The organism is Brachybacterium sp. NPDC056505 (assembly GCF_042794925.1).
Lineage (GTDB): Bacteria > Actinomycetota > Actinomycetes > Actinomycetales > Dermabacteraceae > Brachybacterium > Brachybacterium kimchii.
In genome coordinates, this window is record NZ_JBHTSV010000012.1 from 13,785 (window position 1) to 30,344 (window position 16,560).

The following is a 16,560-nucleotide window of genomic DNA, read 5'->3' on the forward strand; positions in this document are numbered from 1 at the left end:
ACATGACGAGCGATCCGCGGACCGCCGGAGCCGAGCGCTCCGCCTCCGCTTCTTCCACTTCCGCTGCTTCTCCTTCCCCGACTTCTGCTGCTTCCCCGTCGGCCGACGCCCTCGAGGTCGACGTGATCGTGATCGGCGGCGGGCCCGTCGGTGAGAACGTCGCCCAGTACGCGATCGAGGGCACGGGCCTGACCGCGGCGATCGTCGAGGGCGAGCGCATGGGCGGCGAGTGCTCGTACTGGGCATGCATGCCCTCGAAGGCGCTGCTGCGACCGCTCGACGTGCGCGCCGCGGCCGCCCACCTGCCCGGCATCACCACCCCGGAGATCGACGTCGACGAGCTGCTCGCGCGGCGCGACGACTGGGTCTCCCATTACGACGACGCCGGCCAGGTGCAGTGGGCAGAGGGCGCCGGGCTCACCGTGGTGCGCGGCCACGGAGTGCTCAGCGGCGAGCGCGAGGTGACCGTGCGAGCGGCCGACGGTCCGCCGCGCGTGCTGCGCGCCCGCCGCACGGTCGTGCTCGCGACCGGCAGCGAGCCGGTGATCCCCGCGCCGTACGCGCCCCTCGCGCCGTGGACATCGCGCGATGCGACCGGTGTGAAGGAGGTGCCGGGACGGCTGCTCATCGTCGGCGGCGGCGTGGTCGCGTGCGAGGCGGCGACGTGGATGCGGGCGCTGGGCCGCGAGGTCACGATGCTCGTGCGCGGGGACCGACTGCTCCCGTCGGCCGAGCCCGAGGCGTCCGAGCATGTGCGCACCGGGCTCGAGGCGATCGGGGTGCGCGTGGTCACCGGATCCTCGGCCGACGATGCCTCGCGCGATGGTGTCGCGCGGGAGGCCGACGGGCAGAGCGGGATCGGCCGACGGCACGGCGGCGAGGTGCGGGTGCACGTCGCAGGCGCAGCGGGACGCGCCACGGGCGGCGACAGCAACGGGGCCGGCACCGACACCGACACCAGCACCGGCCCCGGTCCCAGCACCAGCACCGACGGCGACCTCTTCACGGCCGACGAGATCCTCGTGGCGACCGGGCGTCGGCCACGACTGCAGGACGTGGGGCTCGATGCCGTCGGCCTCTCCCCCGAGGACGTGACGGGCGACGCGCTGCCGGACTGGTTGCGCGCCGTCGGTGATGCGAGCGGCGAGGCCCCGCTGACGCACTGGGGGAAGTACCGGGCGCGGGTGATCGGCGAGGAGATCCGCGATGCAGCCCTCGCCGACGTCGAGCCCACGCCCCCGCCGGCGCCGGTCGCCGAGGGCCGCGCGGTGCCGCAGGTCGTGTTCACCGATCCGCAGGTGGCGAGCGTCGGCCTCACCGAGCGGGCGGCGCGGGACGCGGGCTTCGACGTGGTCGTCGCCCAGGTGCCCTTCGAGGGCTCTGCCGGCAGCGCGCTGCTGCGCGATGATGCCTCCGGGGTCGCGAAGATCGTCGTGGACGCGGTGACACACCACCTGCTCGGAGCGACCTTCGCGGGCCCCGACGCCGCGGAGATCGTGCACGCGGCGACCGTCGCGATCGTGGGCGAGATCCCGGTCGACGTGCTGCGCCACGCGGTGCCGAGCTACCCGGCGGCCTCCGAACTGTGGCTGCGCCTGCTCGAGGAGCTGCCGCGCGAGTACCGGCACGCGGCGCCGCGGGGACCACGGGCGTAGTCGCAGAGCTGAGCTGCGCTAGCACCGGGCCCCCGGGATGCGACGCGCCCGGGGCGCCCGGGGCTCAGTACCCGACGCGGCCGTCGATCGCCTCGCGCACGAGGTCGAGGTGCCCCAGGTGCCGGGCGTACTCCTCGATGAGGTGGGTGAGGATCCAGCGCAGGTTGACCTGCTCGCCGTGGCGCAGTCCGCGCACCGGCCCGTCCAGGTCCGTCCAGCCCGCCGCACCCCCGCGCGTCACCTTCATCTCGCGGCGGTAGCGCTCCACGTCCGCGAGCGCGGTGGTCGGGTCGACGTCGTCGAAGTCGCCGTCGGGGCTGGCCTGCGTGCAGTAGTAATCGGGGAGATCCTCGCCGAGGGTGACCTCGCGCAGCCAGTACGCCTCGACCTCGGTGAGGTGGCGGACGAGCCCGATCGGGCTCAGCGCGGAGGGCGGGAGGGGTCGCTCGCACAGCTGCGCGGCGTCGAGGCCGTCGATCTTGAGCAGCAGGGTCTCGCGGTAGAAGTCGATCCAGTGGTCCAGGGTCTCCCGCTCCCCCGCCAGCATCGGCCCGAAGCGCCTCGTGTCGTCCATGGTCCGCAGTCTGCGGGCTCGAGATCGCCCGTGGCCAGGGAAATTCCTTTGTCCCGTGCGCGCCCAGGGACCTACGTTCGCGCCATGAACATCGATCTGCGGCCGCTCCGGCGCGAGGACGCACGCGCGATCGTCGCCGCCGAGGACGACGCGACGGTGAGGTTCCTCAGCGGAGGGCGCAGCACCGTGCAGGGCACCGAGGAGTTCATCGACCGCCTGGACCGCGAGGCGGCGGAGGGGCGGTCGAAGCGCGCCTTCGGCATCTGGGCCGACGAGGCATGCGTGGGCACCGTGGACTTCGACCCGCAGGTCACCGATGGTCTCGAGCCGGGCGACGTGAACATCGCCTACGGGGTCGCGCCGTGGATCCGCGGGAGGGGTGTCGCGGTACGGGCTGTGGATCTGGTCTGCGCGATCATCGCGGAGCGGAACCAGGGCAGACGGGCTGCGATCCGCGCATCGGTCGACAATCCGGCGTCCCAGCGGGTGGCGGAGAAGGCCGGCTTCGTGTTCTCGCACGAGATGCGCAGCGGTACCGACGTCGACGACGAGGGGCGACCGGAGGTGTTCCGCGTGTTCGTGCGGGAGTTGTGAGCCGCCGATCGCACTGTTGCCCTTCTGCGTACGTGCCATACTTAGCTCCATGGCCGACCTACCTCCGTCCGACGCCGCGCAGCCTCGCTGGCCCGCGACCTGGGTGCGCGCGCTCCTCCCGCTCGCGATCCTGGTGAGCCTCGAGGAGCGTCCGCTCCACGGCTATGCGATCGCGCAGAGCGTCGGCGCGCTGGGGTTCGGCGCCCCCAAGGGCGGGTCGCTCTATCCGGCTCTCGCGCGGCTCGAGGAGGCGGGGACGATCCATGCCCAGTGGGTGCCCGGCCCGTCGGGCCCCGCGCGCCGCGAGTACACGCTCACCGCGTCCGGTCACGACCGTCTCGCCGCAGAGCGCTCCCAGCTCACGGCATTGACGGCCGCGCTGGTCCCGGATTCTGGTGACCCCACCCGGACGTCGGCCGATCCCGCGCTGCCCCGGACGATCGAGAACCCCGCCCCGCACCCGAGCACGATCGGAGGTCCTGACGATGACATCCGCTGACCACGACGGATCGCGCTCCCGCACCCCCGTGACCGAGCGTCCGACGGGCGCCGAGCTCGGCCGCGTCGCCCACGCGTTCCGGTCCGCCCGAGGCATCGACGCCGACGCGGACTGGGCAGAGCTCGCCTTCGTGCGCATGATCTTCGGGGACGTGCGCATCGATGTCGCCGAGAAGCAGCTCGTGGACGCGTCCGCCACCGTGCGCGAGGCCCAGGAACCACCCAAGAGCCTGTTCGGAGCACCCTCCGAGTGGGCGGACCAGCAGGTGGAGGAGCTGCGCGGGGCGGGGCTCGACGTCTTCGAGGACCCCCTGGTCATGGGCCCGCGCGAGAGCGCGGTGACCGCACTGGGCGTCGCCTCCGGGCTCAGCGCACTGTTCTTCCTGAGCCAGCTCCTGCACCTGCTGTTCGGCGGTGACGGTCCGGCCGACCTCACGATCGGCTTCGCGCTCATGCCGCTGCTGCTCGCCGCGCTGATCGTCGTGCTGATCGCGGTCTTCAAGCGCGCCGCCGCCCGGTTCCGCTTCCCGATCGTGATCGCGCTGTGCGCGGTGGTCGTCGTGGTCGGTGCCGGGGGCGCCGCGAGCATCCTCATGCCGCTCGGGCAGGAGGGAGCGGGCATCCGCCTGGCATGGGGCTGGAGCATCCTGCTGGTGCCCGTGTATGCCGCCCTGGCCTGGGTGGTCGCGAAGCTCTGGCGGGCGCCGGCCGACGGCGCAGCCGGCGAGGAGGCTCTCACCCCGCAGCAGGTCCTCGAGGCCGCGCACCTGGACGACGACGCCTGGACGAGCCGTGCCCGCGCCGCGCTGCGCCGCCGGGACGACCTCACCGATGCGCGCGTCGACACCGCGATTATCGAAGCGCGGGCCCACGCCGCGGAGGTGGGAGCGACGCTGCTCGAGGAGTTCGGCTCCCCGGAGGGGTACGCCCTGAAGATCCCGAAGGATCCGCGCGCCGTCGCCCGCCGCATGACCGTCTTCTACGCCGTGCTCGCGCTGCTCTGGCTCGCCCTCGCGCTGGCGAACGCCGCCGGTGCGGGGTGGGTGCTGAGCTGGGCCATCGCGGCGCCTGCACTGCTGGTCATCGTCTGCGGCACCCAGGCCATCGGGCATGCGCGGACCTGGCGCCGAGCCGTCCGCGGCGACTGAACGCACCCGGTTCCGCGGTCAGGTCGGCACCGCGACGCTCGCCCGGCGCCTCGAGGCCGACGGCGCAGTGACCGTGCACCGGTGAGCCCGAGACGGGCCCACCGCCCGGTCGGTCGCTGAGGCTCACGCCTCCGGGATCGGCCTGCCGAACTGCTCGAGCGTCATCGAGGCCGGCTCGGGGCCTCCGCGCACGCCCTTCTCGAGGGCGTTGATCCGTGCCAGCTCCTCGTCGGGGAGCTCCACGTCGAAGACATCGAAGTTCTCCGCGATGCGCGCGGGCCGCACCGATTTGGGGATCACCTGACGGCCCTCCTGGAGGTGCCAGCGCAGGATGATCTGGGCGGGCGTCTTCCCGTGCGCCTGCGCGATCTCGGCGATGACGGGATCCTGCAGCGGGCTCGCGTGCTCGGTCGCGTAGTCGATGACGCCGCCGATCGGCGACCAGGCCTGGGCGAGCGTCCCGCGCTCAGCGCCCTTGGCGATGACCTCGCGCTGCTGGAAGAAGGGGTGCATCTCGATCTGGTTGACCGCGGGCGCCACGGTGGTGGCGTCGGCCAGGCGCTCGAGGTCCTCGACCATGAAGTTGCTGACGCCGATCGCACGGACCCTCCCGTCGGCCAGGAGCTCCTCGAGCGCGTTGTAGGCGCCGATCGTGCGGTCGAAGTCCGTGGTCAGCGGCTGGTGGAGGATCAGCAGGTCCAGGGTGTCCAGGCCGAGCTTCCCGGTCGCCTTCTCGAAGGCGTGCAGGGTCTCGTCGTGCCCGTAGTCGGAGATCCAGATCTTCGTCTCCACGAACACGTCGTCGCGTGCCAGGTCCGAGTCGGCGAGCGCCTCGCCCACACCGCGCTCGTTGCCGTAGGCGGCAGCGGTGTCGATGTGCCGGTAGCCGGTCCGCAGCGCCTCGGCGACCACGGTCCGCGTCTCGTCCGGCGGGGTCTGGTAGACGCCGAATCCCAGCGCGGGGATGACGACGCCGTTGTTCAGGGTGATGTCCGGAGTGCTCATGAACCGACGGTAGGCCTGCGGCAGTTTCGGTGCCAGGTACCGTCAGGGACCCCGTCCTCGAAGCCGAAAGTCGCGCGTCTGCCAGACTTCCGGGATGGTGACGACGGTGCTCCTCCTCCAGCACGGCGAGAAGCAGCGCGCTCCGGGCGACCCGTCGCTCACTCCTCGTGGGACAGCTCAGGCGGTTGCCTCGGCACGCTGTACGGCAGCGCTGGCACCCGTGGCCCTGCTCAGCAGTCCCCTCGCCCGCGCCCTCGAGACCATCGCTCCGCTCTCCGACATGCTCGATCTCGGCGTCGACATCGATCCGCGGCTCCGCGAACGCGTCAACCTCCGGGCAGGCGAGTCCTCGGAGGCGTTCATCCGTGCCTGGTCCCGTTCGACCTCCGACAGGTCCTGGACGCCGCCGAGGGGTCGCTCGTCGCTCTCCACCGCGCGCGACATGATCTGCGCACTGGAGAGCCACGCGGTCGACGACGCCACCGTCGTCCTCGCCACCCACGGCGGGGCGACGGTCGATCTGCTGCGCTCCGTCCTGGGGGACGCCGAGCTGGAGCGACGCGCACCGGGGCTCATCCTGCAGGGTGTTCCCGGCGGGGCCGTGACCGCTCTGGTCCGGCACGACGGGACGTGGGAGGTGGATGCGATCGCCGACGACTCGCACGTCCCGTCGGACCAGCGCTCCGGTCACGCACCGGAATGACCCCTGCCCCGTGGTGCCACGGGAGCACAGGCGCACCCTCCGATCAGGGACGCGGCGACACGCAGCGGAACCGCTCGACTCCGGGGTAGACCTCGCCGAGCGAGTGCGTGGAAAACCCGCATGCCGCGTAGAAGCCGACCACCTCCGCGTCGGTCTCCGCCTGCAGCTCGGCGTTCCTGGGAAGGGCGTGCCTCAGCTCGCCCAGAAGCCGCCGGCCGTGCCCCCGCCCTCTCGATGCCGACGACACGGCGATGCCTTCGATGATCCATGCCGACGCGTCGGGCGTCGGCGCAGCGGCCAGTGCTGCGAGCACGACATCGTGGTGGCCGCGCAGGATCCAGGTGCTGTGGGAGCCGACGAGTGCCCGGGCACGGGCAGTCCTGGCGTCCGCTCCGCCTGCGAACGCGGTCGCGAGCAGGTCTGCGGCAGCGTCAGCGGTGGTCGTCTCCACGGGCTCGAATCGTGGCGTCTCCGCTGTCGGCATGCGATGAACCTACTCGGCCCGCACCTACCCTTGCCCCATGACCTTCGTGAACGCAGGCACCCTGGGCACCGTCGCCGGGGCGCGCGACGAGCTCGTCTCCCGACTGACCCAGCGCAACGACAGGCTCCGCGAGCTCGGCTGCCTCGCCTACGAGGTCGGCACGAACGACGAGGAGCCGGACACCGTGTTCGTCGTCGAGATCTGGGAGAGCTCACGAGCGCACCAGGACTCGCTGACAGACCCCGCAGTCTCGGCGGCGATCACCGCGGCGCGGCCGCTGCTGAGCGGCACGTTCGGCGGTTTCCGCTTCGACGTGGCCGGGTCACCGCTGCGATCCGAAGGAGCCTGACCAGTCACCGGCGCCCGTGTCGCTCACTCCCCCGCGCCGGACTCCGAATGCCCTGGCTCCCGCGCCTCGCGCGCCGTCGCGACGTCGTCGACCACGGACACGATGTGGCGCAGGCTCGTCAGCAGCGACCCGTAGAGCGGCCAGCTCGTGCTGCGCAGGCCCTCCCGGCCCGTGAGCTCGTCGGTGAGGACGTCGATGCGCCGCAGGATCGGGGCGACGTCCGCATCCGGATCCGCGACGGACCGCCCGGTGTCGCCGACGAGATCGGCCCAGTCCTCCCGGAACTTCTGGTCCCACGGCCGCTCCGCGCTGCTCGCCTCGCGCAGGGTGCGGGCCATGTGCCGCAGATGGGAGACGCCCTCGTCGATCCTGGCGAGGATCTGCTCGTATCCGCTCCGGTCCTCGGGCGGCGCCTCCCCACCCCCTTCCGGCGAGCGCTGAGAGCGCAGGCGATTGCGAGGATTGGCGCGTCTGCTCTCGTGCGCCGATCGCACCGTCGACCATGCCGACGCGAGGTCGCTGCTCATCGACTCGGTCTCCTCGAGCCATTCCTGGGCGCGATCGGTCTCCCACGACGTGCGGAACTCGTCGGACATGGAGAGGAGGACCTCGCCCATCCGGCGGTTCACGCTGTCCACGTAGCGCGCGGCCTGTCGATCCCGCAGCGGCGGGATCAGCAGCAGATTTACCACGATCCCCACCAGCGCGCCCAGCGCGACCTCGAGGATGCGATCGGTCAGAAGGCTCACGTCGCCCGCCGATCCGGCTCCGAGCACGAAGATCACCGTGGTCGCGATCGCGATGCCCTCCTCCCGGATCCATCGGATCCTGGCCAGGGCGAGCGCCACCAGGAGTGCGACCGCGAGAGTCCACACCGACGTCCCGAGCGTCACGCCGATCACGAAGGAGAGCGCGACGCCCAGCCATGACGCCGCCGTGGACTGCGCGCCCCGCCGGAAGGACTCGAAGACCGTCGGATACACCGTGAGCAGCGCGACCCAGGGCGCGAGGAACGGCATCGTCGAATGCAGGACCGCCGAGGCCAGCCACCAGGCGAACGCGGCCGCGAGCACGGACTTCACGATCTGGAGGAGATCGGTGACGGTCTCGGGGCGCAGACCCCGGGGGCGAGTCATCTCGCGCGGTCGGAACGGGCGCATCCCCGACACGCTACGCACCCGGACCCGCACACGCGAGGACTCCTGCTCACGCACGCCGCCCGCGCGAGCTGAAGCCGTGGGAAGCTTGCGTGCACCGGACGACGCACGAGGAGGTCGACGATGACCAGCTATGCCGTGCTGCTGCGCGCCGTCAACGTGGGCGGGACCGGGAAGCTGCCGATGGCGGAGCTGCGGGAGATGTGCACCGCGCTCGGCTTCGTCGACGTGCGCACCTACATCGCCAGCGGCAACGTCGCGCTGCGCTCGGAGGACGCGGCCGACGCGGTGCGCGGCGCGCTCGAGGCCCGCCTCGAGCAGTACGCGGGACGCCCCGTGGGGGTGAACGTGCGCACCGCCGAGCAGATGCGCGCGGTGCTCGCGGCGAACCCCTTCCCCGACGCCCCCGGGAACCGCGCGATGGTGCTCTTCCTGGACGCTCCTCCCCCGGCCGACGCCCTCGAACGGGTGCGCGGCGCGGCCGACGAGCAGATGGTGCTCGGCGCGCAGGAGATCTATGTGCACTACCCCTCCGGCATGGGCACCTCCCGCCTGCGGATCCCCGCCGCCGAGCACGGCACCGCGCGGAACATCAACACGGTCGCGAAGCTCGTGGCGATGCTCGACGAGTTCGACGAGCACGACGGCCTCGACGAGCACGCCTAGGCCCGCACCATGGACCCCTCCCGACTCTCCCGCGCAGCCACCGCCGCTCTCGAGGTCGCCCGCAACCAGGGACTCGATGCCCACGAGGCGCGAGTCCTCAGCAACTCGAACAAGGCGGTGCTCCTCCTGCTGCCGAGCGCGGTCGTGGCTCGCGTCGGCCCGGCGGACCAGCCGATCGCGGCGTACGAGCTGGATCTCGCGGTGCGTCTCGCAGACGCGGGCGCTCCCGTGGTCGGCCCGGATTTGCGCGTGGAGCCGGCCGCCCGCCTGCGCGACGGCTTCGAGGTCTCCCTGTGGAGCTGGGTGGATCCTTCCGGCAGTCCCGATCGGGCGCCGACGGCTCCCGCCGCCCTCGCCGAGGCCCTTGCACACCTGCACGCGGCGATGCGCAGCGTCGGCGTCCCGGCGCCGCGCTTCACCGATCGCGTCCGCAGCGCGCTCGAACTTCTCGACGACCGCGAGCGCTCCCCACGGCTCCGCACTCCGGATCGGGATCTGCTGCGCGGGACGCTCATGGAGCTGCGCGACGCCGCGGGATCCACGGGTCGCGAGCAGCTCCTGCACGGCGAGCCGCATCCGGGCAACATCCTCGACTCGCCACGCGGCCCGTTGTTCATCGATCTCGAGACATGCTGCCGAGGACCGGTCGAGTTCGACCTCGCACATCTTCCGCCCGAGGGCGCTGAGCACTACCGCTCCGCGGCGAGCACCGATCACGGCGGCCCCGCGCACCCCGACGCGACCCTGCTCGCCCAGTGCCGACGGCTCACCCTGGCCCTCGCCACGACCTGGCGGTTCGACATCGAGGACGCGTTCCCCGACGGCGCACGAGTGGGCGAGGAATGGCTCGCTGAGCTGCGGACGGCGGCCCGCCTCGAATAACCGGATGCCGCCTCCGTCCTGCGGATGAGAACCTCGGACCATGCACACCACCGCCTCTCCCGAAGACCACGACGCGGCTCTGCGGCTGATCCTCGAGTTGCAGCACGGCGCAGCGACGGCGTGCGCGTATCTCGGCCGCGACGAGGCGGGGATCCGCGAGGATCTCGAGAACCTCGACCAGGACTGGCGCGAGACGCTGCGCGTGAGCCGGGGCGCCGATGGACGGGTCGACGGGGCCGCCCTCATCGAGTGGGACACGGAGCTGGATCGCTCGTGGGTCCACGGGCCCTGGACGCGGAAGGGGCGATGGGAGCAGCAGGCGCCTGGACTGCTGGAGTCCGTGATCTCCCAGGCCCCCGTCGACCGTCACGAGATGTACGCCGCGGTGGAGAACGCGCAGATGGCGAGGCTCGCCGAGCGCTGCGGATGGTCCGCCGGCGAGGCGAACTTCGAGTACACGGCGTCGCTCGACGACGACCCGTCGGCTCAGCGCACCGCGCACGATGCCGTCCGAGCAGCGCGGCCCGAGGATCTCCCGCGCCTCGCCGAGCTCCACGAAGCGGAGTTCCCCGGCACCTATGCGTCGGCGTCGGGCCTCCTGGAGCACGGCGGCTCCTACTCGACGTTCGTGCACTCCGAAGGAGGATGCGTGCGGGGATACCTCAGCGGTCAGATGCAGGGGACCGACACCCTGTACGTCGACTTCCTCGCGGTCGCCCCCGAGGCCCGACGGCGCGGCATCGCCCGGGGCCTGCTGGACACGGCGGCGCAGCGCAAGGGCGCGCGCACGATCACGCTGACCGTCGACGAGCATCGACCGGACGCGAAGCGCCTCTACGAGGCGCTCGGCTTCTCACGCACCGCGGCGACCCGTCCGTACCGACGAGGCGGCGCGGCTGATCGGTCCGCGCCCCCTCCCGCCGGCAGCGACGCGGCTCAGATGTAGGCCATCCTCGCGACGAGGCGGGAGTCGATGTCGGGCGGCCAGGTGAAGGCGGTCGAGACGATCCTCTGGTGCGCGAGCCCGTGCATCGCGACCCACAGCGCGATCGCATCGGCGTCCGGATCCGTGCTCTGCGAGCTGCCGTCGGCGACGCACGCCGCCAGGAGCTCCTGGAGCAGCTCGAGCGTCGCGATGCCCAGGGCGGCCACCTCATGGCGCGGGACGGAGTCATCGGCCATGTCCTGCGCCGCGTTCCAGACCCCGCCGTACATGACGAGGTACCGGTGGGGACGGGCGCGGGCGAAGTCGAGGTAGCCCTCGCAGAGCGCCAGGAGCCGGTCACGGCTCTCCGGCCCCGCCACCTCGACGACCCGGCGCAGCTCGGCGTCGATCTCGGCGAAGGCGCGGGTGAGTGCGGCGAGCAGGATCTGCTGGCGGTTCTCGAAGTGCCCGTAGATCGACGGGGCGGAGATGCCGACCCGGCGGGCGACGGCCCGCAGCGTCACCGCGCCCGCATCCCCTGTCTCGTCCAGGAGTGCGAGTGCCGCATCGCTGATCTCGCCCTTGAGGCGCTCCCCTTCGCCGCGCGGATTGCGCCTGCGTGCGGGCGGCGCACCCCCATCAGTCGTCGACGTGCTCATGCTCTGACCTTACATGCGTTCACCGAAGATGTCGGAGGGTCTTGCGCACGTTGAGTAAACGCCCGTAAGGTTACGATCGTTCGGCCACATTCGCCTCGCCGGCTCCCCTCGAGCCGGCCACCGTGGACAGAGGAACCGCCATGACCATCACCCGACGCCCCCTACGCCTCACCCTCGTCGCTGCTGCCGCCACGACCATGTTCGCCGTCGCCACCGCGTGCGGCTCCCCCGCACCCGACGCCCGTTCGGCCGCCGACGACGCCGACCCGTCCGCCACCGAGGCCTCGGACGGCTCGGACGGCTCCGATGCCTCCGATGCCGGCGGGTCGGCGCAAGCCCCCGCCGACGTCACCACGAGCACCGCCGGCAAGGCCACGTGCGGGGGCGAGGGCATCGACACCTCCGCCTCGGCGACGAGCGCGCACGACCTCCTCGTCGACGCCCCCGCCGACACGGTCTGGAAGACCCTCACCGATGTCGAGACGTGGGCCGACTGGCAGAGCGCCGTGACGAGCATCGAGCGCCTGGACTCCGGGCCGCTCGCGAAGGGCTCCCAGTTCCGCTGGACGACGCCGGTGCCGGAATCCGACATCTCCGCCGCGGACACCCTGCACATCACCTCCACCGTGAGGCAGATCGACCCCGGTCACTGCGTGCTCTGGGAGGGCCCGGCCGTCGGCGACACGCTCACGATCGACAAGGGCACCCACCTCTGGACGGTCACGGAGACCGACGACGGGACGCTCGTGCACACCGAGGAGTCCTGGGACGCCGAGGTGCTGGACTCCCTCGAGGGAGACGATGCCGAGGCCGCCGCGCAGATGCTCGGCGGAGGGCTCGTCAGCTGGCTCGACGACCTGCGCACCACGGCGGAGGCGGCACGATGAACCGCACCGGCCGCGCCCTCCCCCGCACCGCCCTCATCTCCGCCGCCGCCAGCGCGGTGCTCGTCGCCGGAGGGTTCGCGATGATCGCGGTGCTCCCCGTCGTCCTCACCGCGCTGAGCGTCCTGCTCGATGCCCGGCTGCGTCCGCTCCGCCTCTGGACCGCCCTGCTCGTCATCGCCTACGGCTCCGGTCTGGCACTGCACCTGGCCGGCCCGGATCCGGCCCCGAGCCTCACCAAGGACCTGCATCCGCTGCATGCCGTCGTGATCGTCCTCGCGGCCCTCGCCGTGGTGGCCCGCGCACTCCTGATGCGTCGGGAGGCACGACGTGCGGCTCGCGCCGATGCGCCCACGGACACGGACGCGGGCAGGAACACGGGCGCGGACGCGTGAGAGCGCGGCCCCGCGCCCCTCAGGCGCTGCTCACTCGTGCCAGCGCACCTGCACGTCCCCCGCGGTGACGCCGTCGAGGACGATCTCGTCCTCGCTCGCACCGAGCGCCCACTCCCCCGGCGCCTCGATGCGCGGGTGGCCGTGGATCCCGAGCTCCGCACGGTCCAGGACGAGCTCGGCGCGGGTGTTCGGCGGCACGTGCACCCGGAGCCGACCGGCGTCACGATCCAGGTCGACGTCGACGGGCCCGCGGATGGTCGGCACGACCCCGCGGATCCGTGCCAGTGGGCCGGGATGCGGGGCGATGCGCACCCGCGCGGCTCCCGGCTCGATCACCTGGACGCCGAGGACCCAGCGCGCGATGACGTTCACCGGCGCGGTCCCCCAGGCGTGCGAGAAGGACATGTTGGGCTTCTGCGCGGGGTCCCAGGCCTCGGGGACGATGCTCGCGCCCAGGTCGTCGATCTGGTGCAGCCAGCTCTCGGTGGTCCGTGCCGTCATCAGCGCGATCGCCTCGCGGGAGCGTCCGGCGGCGAACAGGGCGTCCAGCAGGAACTGCGCCCCGTAGACGCTCATGCGCATGCCGCCGGAGGCGAGGAACCCACCGAGGGCGGGCAGTCGCGCGGCCGGTGCGAGGCCGAGGGCGACGGGGATCGCGGTCGCGTGCTGGGAGCGGTGCTCGCTGCCCTCCCCGTCGGCGTAGGAGGGGCCGTCTCCGAGCATCCGGTCGTTCAGCGCGGTGGTCGCCGCTGCGGCCGATTCCGCATAGCTCTGCGCGACGCGCTGGTCCCCGATCGCCTCGCCGATCCTGGCGAGGGCGCGGAACGCCGCGGCCTGGAAGGCGTTGACGACCGTGTTGACCTCGGTGAACTCGAAGCCGTCGCGTGAGCCCTGGGGCCAGTCGACGAGGTCGGCGTCCCACTCGCTCGCGCTGCCCGGGTCCTTGCGGACCAGGCCGCCGTCGAGGAGGTGCTGGTAGCCGCCCTGCTCGAGGAAGTGGAGGTCCTCGTGCAGGCGCCGGTCATCGCCCGTGGCGAGATAGTCCTCCCAGGCCATGAGCGGCGGCATCAGGTGGTACTCGGCCGGCCAGGTGGGACGGCGGGCGAGGAAGGCCAGCGAGCTGCGGGCGAGCGCGAAGGACGGCTCCACGGCGTACTGGGAGCGCTGGTTGACCAGGGCGTCCCCCTCGTAGGGGAGGCGCTCGCGGGACTGGGTGTCCACGTAGAGGTCCTGGCTGGTCGCCTCGATCGAGTACCGGCACATCTCCCACACCCGGTCCAGGTCGGGGTCGGAGGAGGTGAAGGAGCCGCCGCCCATGGCCGGCGATCGCAGCACCACGGGTCGCAGGGCGCGGGAGAGGTCGAGGCCGGAGCCGGCGTCGGCCTCGAGCTCGACGTGGCGGAAGGCGCGCAGCCCCCAGTGCTCGATGGTCTGCGGGCCGTCGCGCAGGGTCCACGTCTCCTCATAGACGTTGCTCGTGCGCAGGCGGGAGCGCACCGTGCCGTCGGCCTCGAGCTCCTCGCCGAGCCGCACCCGGATCCGCGCGCCCGCGCGACCGACCACCTCGAGGCGGATCCCGCCGACGATCTCCCGGCCGAGGTCAGCTCGCCAGATCTCGCCGCCGCCCGCCCGTGCCGACGAGCCGGTCGGGGACCCGGCGACCGGGGGCCCGGCCGGCGCGGCCCCGGCCGGCGCGGCCCCGGCGGGAGCGGGGCCGGCGGGAGCGGACCCGCTCACCCGGTGGGCGCGCACGGTCTCGCCCAGGTGGTGGCGGATGCTGACGGTCGCGGGCATCGGCGGCGGCAGCTCGGCCTCGCTGGGCCGGGCGCGGTCCCACCCGGAGTCGTCGAAGCCGGGGCTCTGCCAGCCGCGGGGCTCGTGCCGCGCGTCCCAGTCCTCGCGCGGAGCCCGGAACCAGCCGCCGCCGATGTCCCCGAGCCCCGGCAGCATCATCGCCCCGCTGAACGCCCGCCAGCGGGTGGAGGTCGGCACCTCGAGGCGGGTGCCGTCGGCCAGGACCACCACCACGCGGGCGCTGAACGCCCGCCCCTGCTCCGCCCAGCACAGGGCCGCGAGGGCGTTGCGGCCGGGCCGCAGCACACCGGTGAGGTCGTGCGTGTGGTACATCGCCTCCTCGAAGCCCGAGCGCACGCTGCCGTAGCCCACGACCTGCGCATTCGCCCACAGCTTGTACACGTGCTGGCGGCCGCCGCGGGGGCCGTGGGGCGTCGGCCCGCCCTCCGGGGACAGGCCCGCGGCCTCGACGAAGGCGGCGCGGACGGGCTGTGCGGGCAGATCGAACTCGGTGCGCAGCAGCACCCACGGGATGTCCTCCGCGGTCCACTCGTCCATCGCGACCGGGCCCCAGATGGCCTCGCCGCCCCAGGCGTCCGCCGCGGTGACGAAGCACTGGGCGCTCGACCAGTCGCCGGGGGCGTCGGTGTCCACGGCGACCCGCCACCAGTACGGGGTGGAAGGGTCCAGGTCGGGCCCCTCGTAGGGCACGGCCACCGAGCGCTCCGAGGTCACCCAGCCGGTGTCCCAGAGCGGGCTGCCGAAGCCGCGCGGCGAGCGGGCGACCTGGATGCGGTGCAGCCTCTGCATGGAGTCGCCCAGCTGCGGGACCACCCAGGAGAAGCGGGCACCGCGCACGGGGATGCCGACGGGAAGGTGCTGGAGGTCGACCCGCAGCTCCTCCGGGCGCGGTCTGGCGCGGGAGGACAGGTGACGAGGTGACATGCCGGGAGGACCTCCGCGCGTGGAGTCGGACGCGACCGTTCGATCCTACCGAGCCGAGGCGCCCCTCGGCGGGCCGACGGGCCGGCGGGTCCGCGGGCCGATGGGTCCGCGGCGGGAGCGGCCTACGGCCGGGACACCAGCCCCTGCTCGACCATGAAGTCGAAGGCGACGTCCGCCGGCAGTTCGCCGCCCTCGTCGACCCGCAGGTTGAGCGAGCGCAGGGCGTCGTCGGTGAGCTCGGGCGTCACCGCCTCGTAGACGTCCTCCAGCTGAGGGTGCTTCTTCAGCGTCTCGGTGCGCAGCACCGGGGCCACGTTGTACGCGGGGAAGTAGTGGCGGTCGTCCTCGAGGATCGTCAGGTCCAGGCTCTGGATGCGCCCGTCGGTCGTGAAGACCTCGCCGAAGTTGCAGCTGCCCCGGTCGGTCGCGGTGTACACGGCGCCGGTGTCGTAGAGGCTGATGTTGCCGGCGGGGACGCCGTCGTCCTTCCCACGGGGGATGTCGTAGGCCTTGAGCAGCGGCACGAGACCGTCGGCCCGAGAGTTGAACTCCGACTCCACGCAGATGGTCCGGTCCTTCACGGGGAGATCCTCGAGCTGGCTGAGCTTGGTGATGCCGCCCAGCTCCTCGACGGCCTCGCTGCGCACCGCGAGGGCGTAGGTGTTGTTCAGCGGCGCGGGCGGCAGCCAGGTGAGGCCGTTGTCCAGGTCCGCGTCGTGCACGGCCTGCCACTGCTTCTTCTTGTCGGGGATGCCCTTGGTCTCCCCCAGGTAGGTGAGCCACGCGGTGCCCGTGTACTCCCAGGTCATGTCGGCCCCGCCGTTGGTCATGAGCTCGCGCACGGGGACGCTGCCGGGGACGTTGGTGAGGTCGTCGACCTCGAAGCCGGCGGCGCGGGCGGCGATCACGCCGATCTTGCCGAGGATCAGCTGCTCGGTGAAGTTCTTGCCGGTGACGGTGATCCGCGCGTCCTGGGGCAGGTCGTCGATGCGCTTGATCTTCCCGGGGGCGACGTCCGGCGCGTAGGCGGTCGCGGGACGCAGCCCGCAGCCGGCGAGCGGCAGCAGGCCGAGCGCCGCGAGGAGCCCCAGCCGTCGGCGGCTGAGGCGGCGACTGCCGAGGGGGCCGCCTCCGCGGGCAGAACCGGCGAGGGAGGAGCCGCCGGGAAGGTCCGCGGACCCGGGGGCCGGACGGTCGGCGGGCCGGCGGCCGGGCCGGCCGGTGGGCGTGGTCTCGTGCATGC

General features: G+C 72.7%; 18 protein-coding genes. 11 read left to right on the forward strand and 7 right to left on the reverse strand.

Annotated elements, in window-relative coordinates; translation table 11 throughout:
- Nucleotides 1–2 precede the first annotated feature (2 nt).
- Nucleotides 3–1,655 carry a dihydrolipoyl dehydrogenase family protein gene (locus tag ACFQ53_RS08815; RefSeq protein WP_377858287.1) on the forward strand — a complete coding sequence of 551 codons (1,653 nt, stop codon included), beginning with the start codon at nucleotides 3–5 and terminating at the stop codon, nucleotides 1,653–1,655.
- Between the two features lie 64 nt (nucleotides 1,656–1,719).
- On the opposite strand, the gene ACFQ53_RS08820 is transcribed toward ACFQ53_RS08815, so the two are convergent.
- Nucleotides 1,720–2,229 carry a DinB family protein gene (locus tag ACFQ53_RS08820; protein WP_377858290.1) on the reverse strand — a complete coding sequence of 170 codons (510 nt, stop codon included), beginning with the start codon at nucleotides 2,227–2,229 and terminating at the stop codon, nucleotides 1,720–1,722.
- 84 nt (nucleotides 2,230–2,313) lie between these two features.
- On the opposite strand from ACFQ53_RS08820, the gene ACFQ53_RS08825 reads away from it, so the two are divergent.
- The 3 genes from ACFQ53_RS08825 to ACFQ53_RS08835 are packed head-to-tail and all read left to right on the forward strand — an operon-like array spanning nucleotide 2,314 to nucleotide 4,469.
- Nucleotides 2,314–2,823 (forward strand): GNAT family N-acetyltransferase, encoded by a 510-nt coding sequence (locus ACFQ53_RS08825; RefSeq protein ID WP_377858293.1) that lies wholly within the window; start codon nucleotides 2,314–2,316, stop codon nucleotides 2,821–2,823.
- A gap of 49 nt (nucleotides 2,824–2,872) precedes the next feature.
- The gene (locus ACFQ53_RS08830; protein ID WP_377858296.1) at nucleotides 2,873–3,322 is read left to right on the forward strand and encodes a PadR family transcriptional regulator; all 450 of its coding nucleotides are present in this window, start codon (nucleotides 2,873–2,875) and stop codon (nucleotides 3,320–3,322) included.
- A complete protein-coding gene (locus ACFQ53_RS08835; RefSeq protein ID WP_377858299.1) occupies nucleotides 3,309–4,469 on the forward strand; it encodes a hypothetical protein in 1,161 nt (386 codons plus the stop codon). Before ACFQ53_RS08830 ends, ACFQ53_RS08835 begins: the two co-directional genes overlap by 14 nt.
- Before the next feature lie 123 nt (nucleotides 4,470–4,592).
- Here the strand turns inward: ACFQ53_RS08835 and ACFQ53_RS08840 are convergent, their stop codons facing one another.
- Nucleotides 4,593–5,474: an aldo/keto reductase gene (locus ACFQ53_RS08840; RefSeq protein WP_377858302.1), complete on the reverse strand. Its 882-nt coding sequence runs from the start codon at nucleotides 5,472–5,474 to the stop codon at nucleotides 4,593–4,595.
- 94 nt (nucleotides 5,475–5,568) lie between these two features.
- Between ACFQ53_RS08840 and ACFQ53_RS08845 the strand changes: the two genes are divergently transcribed.
- On the forward strand, nucleotides 5,569–6,177 hold the full coding sequence (locus tag ACFQ53_RS08845) for a histidine phosphatase family protein (RefSeq protein WP_377858305.1): 609 nt from the start codon (nucleotides 5,569–5,571) through the stop codon (nucleotides 6,175–6,177).
- Between the two features lie 43 nt (nucleotides 6,178–6,220).
- On the opposite strand, the gene ACFQ53_RS08850 is transcribed toward ACFQ53_RS08845, so the two are convergent.
- Nucleotides 6,221–6,628 carry a GNAT family N-acetyltransferase gene (locus ACFQ53_RS08850; protein ID WP_377858308.1) on the reverse strand — a complete coding sequence of 136 codons (408 nt, stop codon included), beginning with the start codon at nucleotides 6,626–6,628 and terminating at the stop codon, nucleotides 6,221–6,223.
- 70 nt (nucleotides 6,629–6,698) lie between these two features.
- Here ACFQ53_RS08850 and ACFQ53_RS08855 point away from each other — a divergent pair, with 70 nt between their 5' ends.
- Nucleotides 6,699–7,010, forward strand: coding sequence for a putative quinol monooxygenase (locus tag ACFQ53_RS08855; RefSeq protein WP_377858310.1), 312 nt, complete (start codon nucleotides 6,699–6,701; stop codon nucleotides 7,008–7,010).
- Between the two features lie 23 nt (nucleotides 7,011–7,033).
- Here ACFQ53_RS08855 and ACFQ53_RS08860 read toward each other — a convergent pair whose 3' ends face one another.
- Nucleotides 7,034–8,170: an aromatic acid exporter family protein gene (locus tag ACFQ53_RS08860; protein WP_377858313.1), complete on the reverse strand. Its 1,137-nt coding sequence runs from the start codon at nucleotides 8,168–8,170 to the stop codon at nucleotides 7,034–7,036.
- Nucleotides 8,171–8,290: 120 nt separating this feature from the next.
- Between ACFQ53_RS08860 and ACFQ53_RS08865 the strand changes: the two genes are divergently transcribed.
- Genes ACFQ53_RS08865 through ACFQ53_RS08875 form a run of 3 tightly spaced genes read left to right on the forward strand, consistent with a single transcriptional unit; the run spans nucleotide 8,291 to nucleotide 10,661 of the window.
- Nucleotides 8,291–8,833, forward strand: coding sequence for a DUF1697 domain-containing protein (locus ACFQ53_RS08865; protein WP_377858316.1), 543 nt, complete (start codon nucleotides 8,291–8,293; stop codon nucleotides 8,831–8,833).
- A 9-nt stretch (nucleotides 8,834–8,842) separates the two neighbouring features.
- A complete protein-coding gene (locus tag ACFQ53_RS08870) occupies nucleotides 8,843–9,715 on the forward strand; it encodes a phosphotransferase family protein (RefSeq protein ID WP_377858319.1) in 873 nt (290 codons plus the stop codon).
- A gap of 40 nt (nucleotides 9,716–9,755) precedes the next feature.
- A complete protein-coding gene (locus ACFQ53_RS08875) occupies nucleotides 9,756–10,661 on the forward strand; it encodes a GNAT family N-acetyltransferase (RefSeq protein ID WP_377858322.1) in 906 nt (301 codons plus the stop codon).
- Here ACFQ53_RS08875 and ACFQ53_RS08880 read toward each other — a convergent pair.
- The gene (locus ACFQ53_RS08880; protein ID WP_377858325.1) at nucleotides 10,652–11,299 is read right to left on the reverse strand and encodes a TetR/AcrR family transcriptional regulator; all 648 of its coding nucleotides are present in this window, start codon (nucleotides 11,297–11,299) and stop codon (nucleotides 10,652–10,654) included. The genes ACFQ53_RS08875 and ACFQ53_RS08880 overlap by 10 nt on opposite strands.
- A 140-nt stretch (nucleotides 11,300–11,439) precedes the next feature.
- Here ACFQ53_RS08880 and ACFQ53_RS08885 point away from each other — a divergent pair, with 140 nt between their 5' ends.
- A complete protein-coding gene (locus ACFQ53_RS08885; protein ID WP_377858327.1) occupies nucleotides 11,440–12,186 on the forward strand; it encodes an SRPBCC family protein in 747 nt (248 codons plus the stop codon).
- Nucleotides 12,183–12,578 carry a hypothetical protein gene (locus ACFQ53_RS08890; RefSeq protein ID WP_377858330.1) on the forward strand — a complete coding sequence of 132 codons (396 nt, stop codon included), beginning with the start codon at nucleotides 12,183–12,185 and terminating at the stop codon, nucleotides 12,576–12,578. The genes ACFQ53_RS08885 and ACFQ53_RS08890 overlap by 4 nt, the downstream gene beginning before the upstream one ends.
- A gap of 30 nt (nucleotides 12,579–12,608) precedes the next feature.
- On the opposite strand, the gene ACFQ53_RS08895 is transcribed toward ACFQ53_RS08890, so the two are convergent.
- Nucleotides 12,609–15,317, reverse strand: coding sequence for a family 78 glycoside hydrolase catalytic domain (locus ACFQ53_RS08895; protein WP_377858333.1), 2,709 nt, complete (start codon nucleotides 15,315–15,317; stop codon nucleotides 12,609–12,611).
- A 122-nt stretch (nucleotides 15,318–15,439) separates the two neighbouring features.
- Entirely contained in the window at nucleotides 15,440–16,558 is a 1,119-nt protein-coding gene (locus tag ACFQ53_RS08900; RefSeq protein WP_377858336.1) for a glycine betaine ABC transporter substrate-binding protein, read from the reverse strand.
- Between the last annotated feature and the right edge of the window lie 2 nt (nucleotides 16,559–16,560).